The sequence below is a fragment of the Labrys wisconsinensis genome (genome assembly GCF_030814995.1).
Classification (GTDB): domain Bacteria; phylum Pseudomonadota; class Alphaproteobacteria; order Rhizobiales; family Labraceae; genus Labrys; species Labrys wisconsinensis.
Map to the genome: position 1 here is coordinate 23771 of NZ_JAUSVX010000010.1, position 16438 is coordinate 40208.

Here is a 16438-nt window from a genome sequence, read left to right on the forward strand (position 1 = left end):
CGCCCGGACGACTATTGTGATTTGACGGCCGTTCTACCTCGGGCGTCGCGGCGATGGTCGAGACCGGCGGCCGGCAGCATCTGGCGGCCGACGAGCCGCATCAGGGCCGGGAAGGACTCGCCGGCGAAGGCGCGCTCCTGCCGCAGCCGGGCGGCGCCCCAGGCGGCGAGGCCGAGCAGGCCGGCGACGACTAGGCCGGCGGCCACGGGAACGGGCAGGCGGCCGGCGATGGCGGCGACGAGGACGATGCCGGACAGGATCGGCGCCACGACCGAAGCGCCGACCATCCAGCTCGAGCCGGCGAGGATCCGCACCGCCCGGCAGGCCCGCTCGTCGGCGGCGAGGCGGCGGCGCAGGCGCTCCAGCACGCCCATCGCCGTCGCATGGTCGCGCACCGGCTTCAGCGCCTCGACATACAGCGGCACGAACGCCTCGAGGCGCGCCACAAGGTCCTGGTGATGCGGCTCGTCCCAGACCGCCGCCCTGGCCCAGCCGGCGCCCGTCACCCGGCAGAGCTGCGCCAGGGCCGGGTTGATCGGCCCGATCCGCTCGGCGGCCGCGCGCCACAGCCGCGACAGCTTGCCCTCCTCGATGGCGTCGCGGCCGCTGCCGGGCCGCTCCCGGTAGGCGGCCGCGGCGGCGACGGCAGCCTTGAGCGTGCCGAGCGCCGCCTTGTACTCGTTGAGCCTGCCGTGCGGCGGCACGGTCTTCAAGAGGCCGAGCGCCGCCTTGGCGGCACCCACGGCGCGCTGGCACGCCTCCGGTTCGGAACCGGGCACGGGGTCGTTCCCCGGGGTCGGCAAGACGGTCTCCACGCGATCTCGGCCGGGCGGCCGACACCGAACCTCCGGGGTTCGGCCGCGCCTGGCATGGACCCGACCATTAAAGCACGAACACCAGGGCGTGTGGACGGGCCTTGCCTCAGGCGGAACGCGAACCATTCCCGCCGGGACCATGCCGGCACGTGGGATGTCCGAGGCCTATCGGCTGTTCGTGAGGTCCCGATGGCCCGGCGCGGTCGGCCCCTGCACCGGCGCCTACCAGTGGAAGGCGGCGGTGTCGTGACGCCGGCCGACCAGGAAGGCATCGGCGACCAGGCGCAGCGGCGCCACGTCGACATCGGAGCGGCCGGCGGCCAGCAGCTCGGCCCAATGGGCGTAGATGCGCTGGTATTCCTCCGACGGCGCGCTCACCCCCGGCTCGCCGTTGATCACCAGCCGGGTGCCGCCCTCGTGCAGGGCGAGCAGCGTGCCGTCCGCGGTCTCGATCTCGATCGTCCAGGTCTGCTCGCCTTCCTGGCGCCAGTCGAAGCTGGCGGAAAGGCTGGCCTCCTCCGGCCCTTCCAGGCAGGTGAAGGCAAGCGTGGCGGCGATCGGCGTGTCGCTGTTGGAGGGGAAGGTCAGGTCCGCCTTGGCGACGGAGAGCGGCGAGGGCACGATCTCGGTGACGATCGACAGGGCGTTGATGCCGGGATCGAAGACGCCGAAGCCGCCGGCCTGCCAGACCCAGTCCTGGCCGGGATGCCAATGGCGAACGTCCTCCTTCCACTGCACGTCGAGCCGCCGGATCGTCCGGCCCTCCAGGAGGCGCCGGGCCTCGGCCACCGCCGGGTTGAAGCGGGAATGCCAGGTGGCGAACAGCAGCCTCTGCCGCCGCCCGGCCACGGCAGTCAGGGCCTCGACCTCGCTCAGCGTCGTCGCCGGCGGCTTTTCCAGGAGCACGTGCTTGCCGGCGTCCAGCGCCTCGCGCGCGATGGCGGTGCGCGCATCCGGCGGGGTGCAGACCGACACCGCGACGAGGTCCGGCACGGCAGCATAAAGCTCGGCCGGGGTGCGGAAGGTCGGCACGCCCGGCACCCCGAGGCCGCGCTGGCTGACCACGGCGGCAAGCTCGAAGCCGGGATTGGCCGCGATGACCGGCAGATGCTGGTCCTGCGCGATCTTGCCGAGCCCGATCACGGCGATGCGATAAGGTGCCACGGGTGCCCCCTTGCGTTCGACCGCGGCGCAGCGATGGCGCGCCGGTCCGAGCGCTCGCCTATGGCATGAATTTGGCCGAGGGACCAGTGGCAGGGCGGCGGGGCAGACATCCCCCGATCGCGCCCCGCCTGCATGGACCTATCAGCTCGGCATTCCATCAGGGCGAAGGTTGTCCGGGCGCAGCCGCGATCGGCTCCGGCCCCGTCGTCATGCGCCCTTCGTCAGACGATACACCGACATCTTCCGCGAAAAGCCGAGATCGGTCCATGGCCTGGAATCAGGTCCGACCCCGCCATGCGATTCGATCGTCTTGCCATTGTGGATGATCAGCACATGGCCGATGCCGCTGCTGGTTGCGTTCGGGGAGAGGAACGCTATCCGGACCACGCCGTCGCTCCGTGCGCCATCGTTCCAGTCCGTCTGCTGGAAGCCCTGCCTGCGGATCCAGTCATGCTGAACCACGGATCCATCGGGAAAGCTGTTGCCGAGATCCGTGGACAAGCGGACCAGTGCGCGGACGAAGCCGCTGCAGTCGACGGACTGAAAGTCGACACCTGGCTTCTGCCCGGGTGTTATCTTGGCGCCCAGCTTGTACCTGACACGCGGACTTGACGTCTCGCATGCGCTGAGAAACGCCCAGGACTTGGCGATGTCGTAGGAGATCGCCTTGATGGCGACGGCCTCCAGGACGAAGAGGCCTCGGTCTCCGGCGGGAAAGTCCCCCTTGCCGTCAGCCCCGAAATTCGCCGCTTCGATCTCTCGCTCGTCCGGTGCCTCCCCAGCCGCAGATCCAGGATCGTCCGACTGGGCGGCGGGTGCCTCCTTGAACTGGGCGAAAGGCGCCTTGTCGGGCTGCGGCGCGCTTGCCGCCGCGAATTCCTTCGCCGCTCCGCTGACCGTCAGGCGGAGCTTCGACGGAAGCTCGATGTCCAGCTCGAGGAATTGAATGCCGTTGGGAAAAAATAGCGAATCGGACCGCCCGCCGCCTGCCGTGACGTCTGCGAGCTTCTGCAAAGTCTCGCCGAGGATGGCGGTGAGGCCCCCGGCGGCATCTGCTCTCGCCTCCTCCACCAGACTCTCGGTGAAGACCGTCTCGTGAGCCGCCATCTCTGCCGACAGCCGCGTCTTGCCGCCGCTCAGCCAGAACGCCTCGAGCTCGGCGCTGCTGCCGATGAACTTGTCCCGATCGACGTTCTTGCCGATGCCCGGCACGTCACGCGGCTGAGGGCCCTTTCCGTCGCCCGTGTATTGCCAGAATGTCCATGTCTTCCAGACCTGCTTGGGCCAGACCGGCCGCGGCCCATACTGGGAAAGCCACAGCCAGCAGTTCGAAAGAACATCCTCCGTCTTCCTTCCCAGCTGCTCCTTCAAGTAGGCGCCGCCGTAAAGACCGGGCCACCGACCTGTGTTCGCGTGGATATACGTTACGAACTCCCTCGCCTCGTCGAGCGTCATCGGCGGCTGCGGCACGCCGTTCAGGGCCCAGGTTTCGAAATCCAGGGCCATCAGTTCGTCGTCACGGGGCTTGGCCTGGTCGAGATAGAACTTCGCCTGGTCGCGACCGGGCGCCCGCTCGCCGAAATGATACGATCCGACCAGCAGACCGGCGGCACGAGCCATTGGGCGCCTGTCGGCATAAACGCTGTCGGTCTTGCCGACGCCCTGTGTTGCCTTGAGGATGAGACCTCGCAACGTTTGGCGCGCCTCAACGAAATCGACGTGATCCTGGTGATGAGAAATGTCGGATACGACGTTGAGCTCTTGCATGATCGGGTCCTCGGCCGCTGCCACGGCTCGGCCGAACTGCCGGAATGCCGTGTCGATCAGGTCGACGAACCACCGCCCCCGCCGAGGTCGACGTCGTCGCACCTGCCGTGCATATTACGTAACGTAATTCAGGAAATTTATCAAACTTCCCTAACGTAAAACTCGCGCGTGGCGCCGGGCGCATTGCCTTGCCGACGGATCTCGCCCGGAGAGCTCGCATCCGGCGCTGCCTCTCCGCGCTCCACTGTCGGCGGCCTCCGCCGCCGCCCGCCGCCGCTTCGAGCACCCGCATGCGATGTATCGGTGGATGGCCGCGTCCGGCGGCCAGAATCCGGGTGCGAACGCCCGGTCCCGTGACTTAGAAGGCGAAACGGGAGCGGTAGACGCGAAGGCGATTGACAAGGCGCCGTAATTGTCTGACGATTTTGCGGCCACACTGTTCGGCAGTCAGGACACGCCGACCCGCCGTACGAGGTCGGAGGTCATGGGGAGGACTGGAATGGCTCGAAGCGCTGAGGGAACCGGCGGCGGCCGCACCTTGCACAGCCAGGCTGCGGCCCGGATCGGCCAGCGCATCCTCTCCGGCGAATGGGCGACGGGCGACACGCTGCCGACCGAAGCGGATCTGGCGCGCGAGCTCACCGTGTCGCGCGCCTCGTTGCGCGAGGCGATCAAGCTGCTCGCCGGCAAGGGCCTGATCCGCTCGACGCCGCGCCGCGGCACGGTGGTGCAGCCGCGCGCCAACTGGAACCGGCTCGACCCCGACGTGCTGGTCTGGCAGGCCTTCGACGGCCCGACCGCCAGCTTCGTGCGCGACCTCTTCGAGCTCCGGCGGATGATCGAGCCGGCGGTGGCGGCCCTCGCCGCCGGGCGGGCCAGCGACGAGCACCGCAAGGCGATCGGCGAGGCCTTCCGCGCCATGGAGAACGCTCCCGACGTGCAGGCCTCGATCGTCGCCGACCTCGCCTTCCACCGCGCCATCCTGCTGGCCACCGGCAACGAGCTGCTCGCCGCCTTCGCCCCGGCGATCGAGGCCTCGCTCTCGGTCTCCTTCAAGGTGTCGCGCGCCAACATGATGACGCAGGACCATGTCGTGCCGATGCACCGCGCCGTGGCCGAGCCGGTGCTCGCCGGCGACGTGGAGGGGGCGCACCAGGCGATGATGGCCCTGCTCGACCGCTCCGAGCGCGATGCCGCCACCGCGGTCACCCTCACCCAGGGCGGGCGGAGCGCCGGCACCGAGGGCGGGACCGGCTGAGCCGGCCCGCTGTGCCACGCGCGGACCGGGCGGCCAGCGCGGGCTTTCCCGGGGAGCGGCGGGGGCATCGCGAGGACACGAAAATTTTGTCAGACGAATCGTCGGATTCTGGCCAGAACCCATTTGACTGTTCAGACAATTAAATCATAACAGCGTGTCAGTCGGGGCCGCCAGCGGTGCCATGCCCGGGGGCGGCGGGCCGGCAAACCCTGCAGGATTCGATCGCCGGCGGCATCCTGCAGGCCTGTCGCGTGGGAGAGGCGAACACGGCCGCCGCGGCGGCCCGGTTCGCGCCGGTGGATGACACTCAAGGGGAGAAAACAGTGAAGACCCTCACATCAGCGCTTCTGGCGCTCGCGCTCTTCGCATTCGGGCCTTCCGCGCAGGCGGCGGACAAGGGCCTCATCGGCGTCTCGATGCCGACCAAGTCCTCGGCGCGCTGGATCGCCGACGGTGCCAACATGGTCAAGTCCCTTGAGGCGAAGGGCTATTCGGCCGACCTGCAATATGCCGAGGACGACATCCCGAACCAGCTCGCCCAGATCGAGAACATGATCACCAAGGGCGTCAAGGTGCTGGTGATCGCCGCCATCGACGGCACCACCCTCTCGGACGCGCTCAAGCAGGCCCACGACAAGGGCATCAAGGTCATCGCCTATGACCGCCTGATCCGCCAGTCGCCGAACGTCGACTACTACACGACCTTCGACAATTTCCAGGTCGGCGTGATCCAGGCGACCTCGCTGGTCGACGCCCTCGGCCTCAAGGACGGCAAGGGCCCCTTCAACGTCGAGCTGTTCGGCGGCTCGCCGGACGACAACAACGCCTTCTTCTTCTATAACGGCGGCATGTCCGTGCTGCAGCCCTACATCGACAGCGGCAAGCTCGTCGTGCAGTCCAAGCAGATGGGCATGGACAAGGTCGGCACCCTGCGCTGGGACGGTGCCGTGGCTCAGGCCCGCATGGACAACATCCTGTCCGCCTTCTACACCGACAAGAAGGTGAACGCCGTGCTCTCGCCCTATGACGGCCTGTCGATCGGCATCCTGTCCTCGCTCAAGGGCGTCGGCTACGGCACCCCGGACCAGCCCCTGCCCTTCGTCTCGGGCCAGGACTGCGAGGTTCCCTCGATCAAGTCGATCATCGCCGGCGAGCAGTATTCGAGCGTGTTCAAGGATACGCGCGACCTCGCCAAGGTGACGGTCGACATGATCGACGCCATCCTGAGCGGCAAGGACCCGGAGGTCAACGACACCAAGACCTACGACAACGGTGTCAAGATCGTCCCCTCCTACCTCCTGAAGCCCGTGCTGGTCGACAAGACCAACTACGAGAAGGTGCTCGTCGGCAGCGGCTACTACACCGCCGACCAGCTCAAGTGATATCAGGCGGCGGGCCTCTCGCCGGGGCCCGCCGCCGAACCGACGAACACGACGGGCGGCGCCGGCCGGCGCCGCGCCTCGAGCGGAACGGGACCCTGACGTGAGCATGATCCTGGAAATGCGGGGCATCACCAAGACGTTCCCGGGCGTCAAGGCGCTCAGCAACGTCAACCTCGCGGTGAAGCGCGGCGAGATCCACGCCGTGGTCGGCGAGAACGGCGCCGGCAAGTCGACGCTGATGAAGGTGCTCTCGGGCGTCTATCCCCACGGCACCTATGACGGCGCGATCGTCTACGAGGGCACGGAACGCCAGTTCCGCACCATTGCCGACAGCGAGAAGATCGGCATCATCATCATCCACCAGGAGCTGGCGCTGGTGCCGCTGCTCTCGATCGCCGAGAACATCTTCCTCGGCAACGAGCAGGCCCGATACGGCGTCATCGACTGGCACGCCGTCACCGCCAGGACGCGCACGCTCCTGGACAAGGTCGGCCTCAGGGAGAACCCGGCGACGCTGATCACCAATCTCGGCATCGGCAAGCAGCAGCTGGTCGAGATCGCCAAGGCCCTGGCCAAGGAGGTCAAGCTCCTCATCCTCGACGAGCCGACCGCCAGCCTCAACGAGAGCGACAGCGACGCCCTGCTGCAGCTCCTGCTCGAGTTCAAGCGCCAGGGCATCTCCTCGATCCTGATCTCGCACAAGCTCAACGAGATCTCCAGGGTGGCCGATTCCATCACCATCCTGCGCGACGGCTCGACGGTGGAGACCCTCGACGCCCGCGGCACGGAAATCACCGAGGACCGCATCATCAAGGGCATGGTCGGGCGCGAGATGGCCGACCGCTATCCCAAGCGCGAGCCCAGGATCGGCGAAGTGCTGCTCGAGGTGAAGGACTGGAACGTCCACCACCATCTCCATGCCGAGCGGCACCTGATCAGGGACGTCAGCCTCAACGTGCGCCGCGGCGAGGTGGTCGGCATCGCCGGGCTGATGGGCGCCGGGCGCACCGAGTTCGCCATGAGCGTCTTCGGCCGCGCCTACGGCCAGAACATCTCCGGCAAGGCCTTCATGCACGGCCGGGAGGTCGACCTTTCCACCATCCGCAAGGCGGTGGCGAGCGGCCTCGCCTATGTCACCGAGGACCGCAAGCAGCTCGGCCTGGTGCTCAACAGCTCCATCCTGCACAACGTCACCCTCGCCAACCTGCCCGGCGTCGCCAAGCGCGGCGTGATCGACGACATGCGCGAGCTCGCCGTGGCGACGGGCTATCGCCGCCAGCTCAACATCCGCTCCTCCAGCGTCTATCAGGAGGCGGTGAACCTGTCGGGCGGCAACCAGCAGAAGGTCGTGCTCAGCAAGTGGCTGTTCTCGGGCCCCGAGGTGCTGATCCTCGATGAGCCGACACGCGGCATCGACGTCGGCGCCAAATACGAGATCTACACCATCATCAACCGCCTCGCCGAGGAAGGGAAGGGCGTGATCATGATCTCGTCCGAGATGCCCGAATTGCTCGGCGTGTGCGATCGGATCTATGTCATGAACGAAGGACGCATCGTCGGCGAGATGCCGGCCGAGGAGGCATCGCAAGAGGCCATCATGCGGGTGATCATGCGCTCCGGGGAGAAAGCCCAATGAGTTCCGAAATCACCGCCGCCCCGCCCAAGGCGGAGACGCCGAAGATCGGCGAGTTCCTCAAGCGCAACATCCGCGAATACGCGATGCTGCTGTCGCTCGCCGCGATCATGATCTTCTTCGAGTACATGACGGACGGCACGCTGTTCCGGCCGCTCAACCTCACCAACCTGATCCTGCAGAACAGCTACATCATCATCATGGCGCTGGGCATGCTCCTGGTGATCGTGGCCGGCCATATCGACCTGTCCGTCGGCTCGGTCTCCGGCTTCATCGGCGCGGTGGCGGCCGTGATGATGGTGACCTTGCATGTCGACCTCGTCACCACCGCCATCGCCTGCCTGGTGCTGGGCGGGCTGATCGGCGCGGCGCAGGGCTATTTCATCGCCTTCTTCAAGATCCCTTCCTTCATCGTCACCCTGGCGGGCATGCTCGTCTTCCGGGGCCTGTGCCTCACCGTGCTGCAGGGCCAGTCGATCGGCCCCTTCCCGGTCGCCTTCCAGAAGCTCTCCTCCGGCTTCATCCCCGACATTCTCGGCGCCGAGGGCGCGACCATCCACGTCTCCACCGTGCTGATCGGCGTCGTCGTGCCGCTGCTCCTGGTGTTCTCCGCCATCCGCAACCGCCGCAGCCAGATCAAGCACGGCGTCGAGGCGGAGCCGATGGTGTTCTTCCTGATCAAGAACGTGGCGACGCTGGTCATCCTGGCGGGGCTCGGCTACCTCCTCGCCACCTACAAGGGCCTGCCCAACGTGCTGATCGTCATGGGCACGCTGATCGTCGCCTATCAGTTCGTCACTAGCCGCACCACGCTCGGCCGGCGCATCTACGCGCTCGGCGGCAACGAGAAGGCGGCCAGGCTCTCGGGCATCAGCACGGAGCGGCTGACCTTCCTGACCTTCGTCAACATGGGCGTGCTGGCCGCCCTTGCCGGCCTGGTCTTCGCCGCCCGCCTCAACACCGCCACCCCCAAGGCCGGCGTCTCCTTCGAGCTCGACGTCATCGCCGCCTGCTTCATCGGCGGCGCCTCGGCTTCCGGCGGCGTCGGCAAGGTGACCGGCGCGGTGATCGGCGCCTTCGTCATGGGCGTGATGAACAACGGCATGTCGATCCTCGGCATCGGCATCGACTGGCAGCAGGTGATCAAAGGCCTGGTGCTGCTCGCCGCCGTGTTCTTCGACGTCTACAACAAGAACAAGGGCTGAGGCGGGCGAGCCGGTCGCTATGCGGCAACCGACGATCGACCCTCGAAGCCTTCCCGGAGCAGGTCTCCGGGACGCGCCTTCGGGATCGCGCCAGCCCACGTTCCGTCCGCCGATCATCCGCCGTCGGAAGCTATCGGTGCTCCTTCCTCACGTCCGGAAGTTCCCATTGGAAGACGCGATTGACCTGGTCGACCAGGGCAAAAAACTCGACTTCGGTGACACCGGGCCTGATCGAGCAGCCGCTGGAGAACAGGAGAGAGAAGCCGGACCGCCTGTCCTCGATCTTGCCGACGCCGGTCCGACCGTCGACGGATAGCCCTCGCGTGATGGACAGATCGGCATCGCGGATTTCGAAGGCCCCCTCGATCCGCTGGCATCCTACGAACAGCAATGCCAAATTCACATCGAGCGTGTCCTTCCAGGCCCGCATCAGCATGCGTCTGAAGCTCGGATTGAAGGCAGACACGAGGAACGTCGCTCCGCGCCACTCGTCGAGGATCCGGTCGATTTCGGCCTCGTCGGATATCAGCTCCACGGCACCTTCCGGCGGGAGTACGATCGGGTCTGCTGCTGCGGCCTTAGTCATGGCCTCTCTCGGCGAACGAGCATTGCCTCGGCGAGCGCCATCGCCAAAGACCGAGGCGTCAGGATAGCAGCTTGAGGCCGCCCAGAAACACTGCGAACGAGGGTTCGACGCCGGCCGCCCGCCGAACCTCGGCGAGACCGATGCGCCGCGTGAGCTGGAGCTTCGTCATCGGCTTGGCATATTGTGGCCAGACTGCCTGCAGAGCCGTGCCTGCGGCGTGCGTCGTGAGGGGGCGATGTCGGGCATAGCCTTCCAGATGGCGCAGCAGGAACGCTTCATGGCAAGGCTCCTGCCAGATGATGGCGATGTCGAGCTCCCGAGCGAGTTGGTCCGCCTCCCGGCGGCGCCGGTGATTGTCATCGACCTGATCGGAATCCATCAGGATGACCCTGCCGGCAAACTCGGACCGTCGCCGACGCCTGCGCTCGATCTCCTGGCCGGCCCGGCGCAGCCGGGCGACGGGATCACCAGCACCAGGATTGAGATTGACGACTTCGAGATGAACGGAACGACCGGCTGCCCGCAGCAGATCATTGAGGAGTTGTCCATAGGCCTGCTCGGATTCGCCCTCGCAGCCGAAAAAGATGGGCCGGCGCTGGGCAATGATCGGGCGAGGCCTGTTCATCCGATCTGAGGGATCGCACCGTAAACGCCACCGAGGTATTTCTTATAGAGATTGTCGGTCCGACGCACCGCTCCGACATCCATCAGGCTGTAGACCTGCGACCGGCCGCGATCATCCTTGTCGCAGAACACGACCTCTTCCTTGGCCAGGTCGTCGAGCAGCGAAGCGGAATGACAGGACATCCAGAGCTGCGCGCCCAGCGGGTTGCGTCTTGGATCGTAGAACCAGCGCACGATCTCCGGCAAAACGAGCGGATGGATCGACTGGTCGAGCTCGTCGATGATCGCGATCCCACCACGCTGGAGCGCGAGCAGGATCAACGGAAACGTCCGGATGAATGATCGCGTGCCGTGGCTCTCGAGGCTCCACGGCATATCGAGATGAAGGCCTTGATGTCGGAACAGCGCCGCGGGGCCATTTGCTGTCTGGACGATGTGCACCCCTTCGACGCCGAGATCGATGCGCTGAAGCTCGCGGTTGAGCTCGACCACGACGTCTGGGTTCTGCGCGAGATAGTGCACGGTGGCCTGGTCGCTCGCGTCGATGCGATCAATCAGGATGTTCCCGAAGATTGCCCCGGTCGCCGTGGAAATCACCTTCGAAGCCGGATGGTCGAACAGTGCCAAGGTCGCGACGACGCTCGCGTTCTCGCGGATCTTGTCGATGACCTGCGAAAAGCCCGCAAGCGGGAATGTCTTCGAGCCCAGCACCGCACGGTCGCCACTGCGTTCGAACACTCTCTGCCATTTGCCTTGACCCCTGCGCTTCAGACGCAAGGCTTCGTGACTGACGGAGCGAATGGCACCGTCCCTGGGTTGAAGATGGAGCTCGTAACGGAAAGTCCCGACATTCTCGGCAGTCGCGATTTTCGCATCCGTCCCGGGAGAGCCGGAAAGATCGAGCGGGCTGCCGAGCTCGACCGCCAGGCGGATCAGGCGATCGGCCGATCCCGCATCGTTGAAGCGCTCGCAGGGAAGAGAGGGTCCCTGATATTGAAAGCTCTCGCGCAGGAACCAGCCAATGAAGGCGAGCGCCCGGAGCACGGTCGATTTGCCCGACCCGTTCGGACCGAACAAAGCAATCGCCTTGGCAACCCGCTCCTCGGAGCCCGGAAAGATCTCGGAGAAGCGTTCGGGAAAATCCGCAACGTTCTTCGGCACCCGCAGATCCAGGACCTGGAGATCGCGGATCGAATAGAAATTTTCGATCTCAAGCCGATACAGCATAGCCCTGAGGTTATTTGCATCTCCTCCATACTTCAACAGAAAACTGTCAGTTTTTCAATCAGAGAGGAGACGAACTCGCCGCAACGCCCTCACCCTCCGTGCGGGTTCTCCACCCGCGGCCAGATCTCTCGGCTGAGCTTGCGATAGTTCGTCACCCGCGGGTTGGAGGGATAGGGCGCGCCGGCGTCGACATAGACGATCTCGGCGGCGATCGGCGCGAAGCCGGCGTGGAAATGGTTGGTCGACTTGACCAGCAGCATGGCCTTCGCTGCGAAGTCGATGCCGAGATTGGAGAAGATGTCGGGCTCGAAAGTCTGGGTGCGGTTGGTGTTGAGGATGACCTCGATGTCGCTCCCTTCCAGCCGCACCACCGCGCTCGGCCCGAGCGTGACGCGGCTCGCGCCGAAGCTCTGCCAGGCTTCCGGCACGGCCCGCACCACCTCGACCGCCGCGTCGATCGGCGCGCCGCCGTCCGGGCCGGCCTTGCCGCCGAAGCGCAGCGGCAAGCGCGCGCCCTCCCCGGCCGCCATGCAGAAGGTGACGGCGAGGGGATCCCAGATCGTCGCGACGGCAACGCCGCCGATGCCGCGCTCCAGGATGCGGCGCAGGATCAGCGTGCCGTCGCCGGCGACGCCCCCGCCCGGATTGTCCCAGACGTCGGCGACCACCACCGGCTTGCCCGGCCGGCCGGCGGCGACGGCCAGCGCCCGGTCGAGGCCGGCATCGATGCCGACCATCGGCATGGCCGTGCGCCCGCGCATGGCGAACACCTCCAGGCCGAGCGCGCGGGCCAGCGCCGCGCCGCGCGCCGCGTCGCTGTCGGTGACGACCAGCATCTGGGTGCCGAGCTCCGGCATGTCGCCGGCCATGAAGCCGTGGATGAGGGAGATCGAGAGCACGCCGTCCTGCCCCTGCATCGCCTTGATGCGGTCGACGAAGCCGCGCATCGGCTCACGGCTGGTGGGGAAGACGTCGATCATCCGGCAGTCGAAGGTCGAGATGACCGGCCGGATCTCGCCGCGCAGGGTGCGCAGGGCGAGGTCGACCACGTGCTCGCCGCGCTCGAGGAAGTCGGTGTGCGGGAATTCCAGGAAGGCCGCCAGGATGTCGGCATTGGCGACGCGCTTGCCGGTCAGGTGGCTGTGCGGGTCGAGCTCGGCGGCGACCAGCACGTCCGATCCGACGATCGCGCGCACCCGCTCCAAGAAGTCGCCCTCGCAGTCGTCATAGCCCTGCGCCACCATGGCGCCGTGCAGGCCGAGCACCACGCCGTCGACCGGCAGGGCGGCGCGGAGCTGGTCGAGGATCTCCTCGCGCAGGCCCTCATAAGCCTGCCGCTGCAAGAGGCCGCCCGGCTCGGCCCAGGTGGCCGTGCCCTCGATCAGGGTAAAGCCCTCCGCCTGTGCCCGGCGGCGCAGCACCACCATGGGCGAGGAGCACAGGGTCGGCGTCTCCGGGTGCTGGCCGGGCCCGGCATAGAAAGCCATCTCGAAGCTGGCGCGGTCGGTCGGCACCGGCGAGAAGGTGTTGGTCTCCGTGGCGAGGGAGGCGGTGAAGATGCGCATGGGGCTGTCTTGCGTTGCGGGCCGGCGAGGCGCCGGCTCCCGGGGGGTGGTTCGGCGGCGTCCGCTATTTGACGGCGCCGAGGGCGAGGCCGCGGACGAGATAGCGCTGCAGCCAGGCGAAGAGCACGGCAACCGGAACCGAGGCCACCACGGCGGCGGCCATCACATAGTGCCAGTCGACGGTGTAGCGGCCGGCGACCAGCGAGAACACCTGGATCGGCAGCGTGTAGCTGCCCTGGGTGCGCAGCATGGTCAGGGCGATGACGAACTCGTTCCAGGCATTGATGAAGGTGAAGATCGCCGCCACCACCATGGCCGGCACCGCCAGCGGCAGGAACACGGCGAAGAGGGTGCGCCAGCGGCTCGCCCCCTCCATCCAGGCAGCCTCCTCGAGGTCGCGCGGGATGGTGGCGAAATAGCTCTGCAGCATCCAGACGCAGAAGGCGATGTTGAAGGCGACATAGACCAGGGTGAGGACGTTGAGGCTGTCGATCAGGCCGACGCCGGCGACGAGGCGGAACAGGCCGATGACGAGCACGATCGGCGACAGCATCTGCGAGATCAGAAGGAACTGGCGGAAGGCGCCGCGCCCGGTGAAGTCGTAGCGGCTCAAGGCATAGGCGGCCGGGATCGACACCAGGATGGTGCCGAGCGTGGTCAGCACCGAGACGTAGAGCGAGTTGACCAGCGCCGCGCCGAAGCCCGCGCTCTCCCACATCTCGGTGAAGTTGCGCCAGGCGATCTCGCGCGGCCACCAGGTCGGGTCGAGCACCTCGGTCGCCGGCTTCAGCGCGGTGATGAGCATCACCGCGAAGGGAAAGAGCACCGCCGCGACGACGGGCGAGAGCAGCAGCCAGAAGATCACCGAGCGGACCAGCTTCCTGCGCTTCATCGGGCCTCCTCGCGCATCGCCAGCCGGACATAGATCAGGGTGAAGACCAGCAGGATGGCGAACATGATCAGCGACACCGCCGCCGCCTCGCCGAGCTTGCCGATGCGAAAGCCGAGCTTGTAGAGGTAGGTCACCAGGATGTCGGTGGAATTGGCGGGGCCGCCCTGCGTCGTCGCCCAGATGATCGGGAAGGAGTTGAAGACGTAGATCGTGTTGAGCACGAAGGCGATGTTGAGGAAGGGGCGCAGCAGCGGCAGGGTGATCAGCCGGAACTGGTCCCAGCGCCCGGCGCCCTCGATCGCCGCGGCGTCGTAGAGGTCCTCCGGCACCGAGGACAGGCCGCCGAGGAAGATCGTGGTCGTGAACGGGATCGACACCAGGATGCCGATCAGGACCTGCATGGGGAAGGCGGTCGTCGCCTCGGCCAGCCACTGGATGTTGGCGTCCATCAGGCCGAGGCCGCGCAGGCCGGAATTGAGCATGCCGCTCTCCCCGTTCAGGGCCCAGCGCCAGACGATCGCCGTCATGGTCAGCGACACCGCCCAGGGCAGCATGACGATGATGCGGGCAAGGCCCCGGCCGTAGAAGTCCTCGTTGAGGATCAGCGCGATCGGCACGGAGACGACGAGCGTGCCGAGCACCACCGCCGCGGTCCACACCAGCGTGCGCCACAGCGCCGCGATGAAGTCGGGATCGGCGAAGACAGCCCGGAAATGCTCCAGGCCGATGAAGCCGCGCATGATGCCGAAGCGGTTGACGTCGTGCACGGCCAGGGCGCCGATCTCGTAGAGCGGCATCAGCACGACCAGCGCGGCGAGCAGGAAGCTCGGCAGGATCAGGACATAGGGGGCGGGAGTGCGTGCCATCGAGGCTCGGCGGCGGGGCTGGGGGATGTCATGCGCTCGAGGATGGTCGCTGGGCGCGTCACCGAGGCAGCACGTTCCCCTCTCCCAACTGGGAGAGGGGTTTCTCGCGTCCCGCTATTTCTTCGTCAGCACGGCGTCGGCCTTGGCGGCGGCGTCCTTCAGCGTCGCCTCGATGTCGTCGGGCTTGCCGAGATAGATCTTCTGCAGCGCGTTGGAGGTTTCCTGGGCGATTTCCTCCCAGCCCGGGATGACCGGGGCGAAGCGCGCCTTGGGCAGGAGCGAGGCGAAGACCTTGAGGTCGGGATCGTCGGCGAACATCGGGTCGGCCGCTTCCTTGGCGTTGACGGGCAGGAAGCCTTCCACCTTGTCGAAGGCAGTGCGCTGCTCGGTGGTGAAGAGGAAGTCGAGGAACTTCCAGGCCTCGTCCTTCACCTTGGAATTGTCGAACAGCACGATGGAATCGGTGACGCCGTAGGTGCCCTGGTCGCCGTTCGGGCCGGCCGGGATCGGCGCCACGCCGTATTTGAGGTTCGGCGCTTCCTTCTTGATCTGGCCGGACAGGAAGGGCGCGGTGATGACGGTGGCGACCTTGCCCTGCTTGAACAGGTTCTGCACGTCCTCGCGCGAGTAGGAGGTGACGCCGGGCTGGGTCAGGCCGCCGTCGATGAAGCTCTTGTAGAGCTTGGCCGCATCCAGCGCCGCCGGGCCGGACAGGCCCGACTTGCCGTCCTTGACGATCTCGCCGCCATAGGACCACATGCCGTAGTAGAAATAGACGTCGGTCTCGATTTCCTTGCCCTGCAGGCCGAAGGCGTAGGTTTCTCCGCCCAGGGCCTTGATCTTGGCGGCATCCGCCTGGAACTCGGCCCAGGTCTTGGGCGGCTCGGCGATGCCCGCCTTCGCGAAGATGTCCTTGTTGTAGTACATGGCGCGGGCCGAGGCGGCGATCGGCAGGCCGTAGACCTTGCCGTCCATGACCGAGGGCGACAGGAACGTGTCGATGAAGCGCGCCTTGAACTCGGGCGTGACATAGCCGTCGAGCGGGGCGACGACGCCCTGGCTGACATAGTCGAGCAGCCAGCGCGTGCCGATGATCGACAGATCGGCATTGGCGCCGGCGGAAATGTCGGTAGTCAGCTTCTGCTGCAGGTTGTCCCAGGGCACCACCTCGATCTGGATCTTGGTGCCGGGATTGGCCGCCTCGAAGGCCTTGGCCGCCGCCTCGAAATAGGGGCCGGTGCCCTTGGAATATTCGGCGATGGTGACGCGGACCGTGCCCGCCTGCGCGGCGGCGCCGAGCGCGAGCAGGCCGGCCCCGGCCAGGAGAAGGAGGTTGGTTCGTCCGAATGTCATGGCGATGCGGCCCTTCTGTTTGCGACGGCGGCGGCACGGAACGGTTGTTTGAGAAGGCACCGCGCAGCCGGAAAGGCCCCGCGCGAGCATCCGTGCACATT

14 protein-coding genes are annotated in these 16438 nt (G+C 66.8%); 4 read left to right on the plus strand and 10 right to left on the minus strand.

Annotated features, from left to right (window positions below):
- Window positions 1-11: 11 nt before the first annotated feature.
- From QO011_RS23765 to QO011_RS23775, 3 genes are all read right to left on the minus strand, one after another.
- Window positions 12-779: a hypothetical protein gene (locus QO011_RS23765; RefSeq protein WP_307277440.1), complete on the minus strand. Its 768-nt coding sequence runs from the start codon at window positions 777-779 to the stop codon at window positions 12-14.
- Window positions 780-1037: 258 nt separating this feature from the next.
- Window positions 1038-1979 carry a Gfo/Idh/MocA family protein gene (locus tag QO011_RS23770; protein ID WP_307277444.1) on the minus strand — a complete coding sequence of 314 codons (942 nt, stop codon included), beginning with the start codon at window positions 1977-1979 and terminating at the stop codon, window positions 1038-1040.
- Between the two features lie 207 nt (window positions 1980-2186).
- Complete coding sequence (locus QO011_RS23775) at window positions 2187-3746, minus strand: glycoside hydrolase family 25 protein (protein ID WP_307277447.1); 1560 nt, start codon at window positions 3744-3746, stop codon at window positions 2187-2189.
- Window positions 3747-4245: 499 nt separating this feature from the next.
- Between QO011_RS23775 and QO011_RS23780 the strand changes: the two genes are divergently transcribed.
- The 4 genes from QO011_RS23780 to mmsB all read left to right on the plus strand — a co-directional run bounded on the left by QO011_RS23780 (window position 4246) and on the right by mmsB (window position 9224).
- The gene (locus tag QO011_RS23780) at window positions 4246-5004 is read left to right on the plus strand and encodes a FadR/GntR family transcriptional regulator (protein ID WP_307277449.1); all 759 of its coding nucleotides are present in this window, start codon (window positions 4246-4248) and stop codon (window positions 5002-5004) included.
- A gap of 323 nt (window positions 5005-5327) precedes the next feature.
- Window positions 5328-6386 (plus strand): multiple monosaccharide ABC transporter substrate-binding protein, encoded by a 1059-nt coding sequence (gene chvE, locus QO011_RS23785; protein ID WP_307277452.1) that lies wholly within the window; start codon window positions 5328-5330, stop codon window positions 6384-6386.
- 106 nt (window positions 6387-6492) lie between these two features.
- On the plus strand, window positions 6493-8022 hold the full coding sequence (mmsA, locus tag QO011_RS23790; RefSeq protein ID WP_307278179.1) for a multiple monosaccharide ABC transporter ATP-binding protein: 1530 nt from the start codon (window positions 6493-6495) through the stop codon (window positions 8020-8022).
- Window positions 8019-9224, plus strand: coding sequence for a multiple monosaccharide ABC transporter permease (mmsB, locus tag QO011_RS23795; RefSeq protein WP_307277454.1), 1206 nt, complete (start codon window positions 8019-8021; stop codon window positions 9222-9224). The genes mmsA and mmsB overlap by 4 nt, the downstream gene beginning before the upstream one ends.
- Window positions 9225-9354: 130 nt before the next feature.
- Here the strand turns inward: mmsB and QO011_RS23800 are convergent, their stop codons facing one another.
- From QO011_RS23800 to QO011_RS23830, 7 genes are all read right to left on the minus strand, one after another.
- On the minus strand, window positions 9355-9810 hold the full coding sequence (locus QO011_RS23800; protein WP_307277456.1) for a hypothetical protein: 456 nt from the start codon (window positions 9808-9810) through the stop codon (window positions 9355-9357).
- A 58-nt stretch (window positions 9811-9868) separates the two neighbouring features.
- A complete protein-coding gene (locus QO011_RS23805; protein WP_307277459.1) occupies window positions 9869-10435 on the minus strand; it encodes an RloB domain-containing protein in 567 nt (188 codons plus the stop codon).
- Window positions 10432-11661 (minus strand): AAA family ATPase, encoded by a 1230-nt coding sequence (locus tag QO011_RS23810; protein ID WP_307277462.1) that lies wholly within the window; start codon window positions 11659-11661, stop codon window positions 10432-10434. The genes QO011_RS23805 and QO011_RS23810 overlap by 4 nt, the downstream gene beginning before the upstream one ends.
- A gap of 89 nt (window positions 11662-11750) precedes the next feature.
- Window positions 11751-13226, minus strand: a complete 1476-nt coding sequence (locus QO011_RS23815; protein WP_307277465.1) for a M81 family metallopeptidase — start codon at window positions 13224-13226, stop codon at window positions 11751-11753.
- 64 nt (window positions 13227-13290) lie between these two features.
- Window positions 13291-14118: a carbohydrate ABC transporter permease gene (locus QO011_RS23820; protein ID WP_307277468.1), complete on the minus strand. Its 828-nt coding sequence runs from the start codon at window positions 14116-14118 to the stop codon at window positions 13291-13293.
- Window positions 14115-14984 carry a carbohydrate ABC transporter permease gene (locus QO011_RS23825; protein ID WP_307277469.1) on the minus strand — a complete coding sequence of 290 codons (870 nt, stop codon included), beginning with the start codon at window positions 14982-14984 and terminating at the stop codon, window positions 14115-14117. Before QO011_RS23825 ends, QO011_RS23820 begins: the two co-directional genes overlap by 4 nt.
- Window positions 14985-15098: 114 nt before the next feature.
- Window positions 15099-16337 carry an ABC transporter substrate-binding protein gene (locus QO011_RS23830; protein ID WP_307277470.1) on the minus strand — a complete coding sequence of 413 codons (1239 nt, stop codon included), beginning with the start codon at window positions 16335-16337 and terminating at the stop codon, window positions 15099-15101.
- Window positions 16338-16438: the final 101 nt, after the last annotated feature.

Bases quoted from the DNA above. Each gene is read 5' to 3' on its own strand.
- QO011_RS23815 (WP_307277465.1), bottom strand. From the start codon at position 13,226: ATGCGCATCTTCACCGCCTCCCTCGCCACGGAGACCAACACCTTCTCG.
- QO011_RS23805 (WP_307277459.1), bottom strand. From the start codon at position 10,435: ATGAACAGGCCTCGCCCGATCATTGCCCAGCGCCGGCCCATCTTTTTC.
- QO011_RS23830 (WP_307277470.1), bottom strand. From the start codon at position 16,337: ATGACATTCGGACGAACCAACCTCCTTCTCCTGGCCGGGGCCGGCCTG.
- QO011_RS23775 (WP_307277447.1), bottom strand. From the start codon at position 3,746: ATGCAAGAGCTCAACGTCGTATCCGACATTTCTCATCACCAGGATCAC.
- QO011_RS23800 (WP_307277456.1), bottom strand. From the start codon at position 9,810: ATGACTAAGGCCGCAGCAGCAGACCCGATCGTACTCCCGCCGGAAGGT.
- mmsB (WP_307277454.1), top strand. From the start codon at position 8,019: ATGAGTTCCGAAATCACCGCCGCCCCGCCCAAGGCGGAGACGCCGAAG.
- QO011_RS23825 (WP_307277469.1), bottom strand. From the start codon at position 14,984: ATGGCACGCACTCCCGCCCCCTATGTCCTGATCCTGCCGAGCTTCCTG.
- QO011_RS23820 (WP_307277468.1), bottom strand. From the start codon at position 14,118: ATGAAGCGCAGGAAGCTGGTCCGCTCGGTGATCTTCTGGCTGCTGCTC.
- mmsA (WP_307278179.1), top strand. From the start codon at position 6,493: ATGATCCTGGAAATGCGGGGCATCACCAAGACGTTCCCGGGCGTCAAG.
- QO011_RS23780 (WP_307277449.1), top strand. From the start codon at position 4,246: ATGGCTCGAAGCGCTGAGGGAACCGGCGGCGGCCGCACCTTGCACAGC.
- QO011_RS23810 (WP_307277462.1), bottom strand. From the start codon at position 11,661: ATGCTGTATCGGCTTGAGATCGAAAATTTCTATTCGATCCGCGATCTC.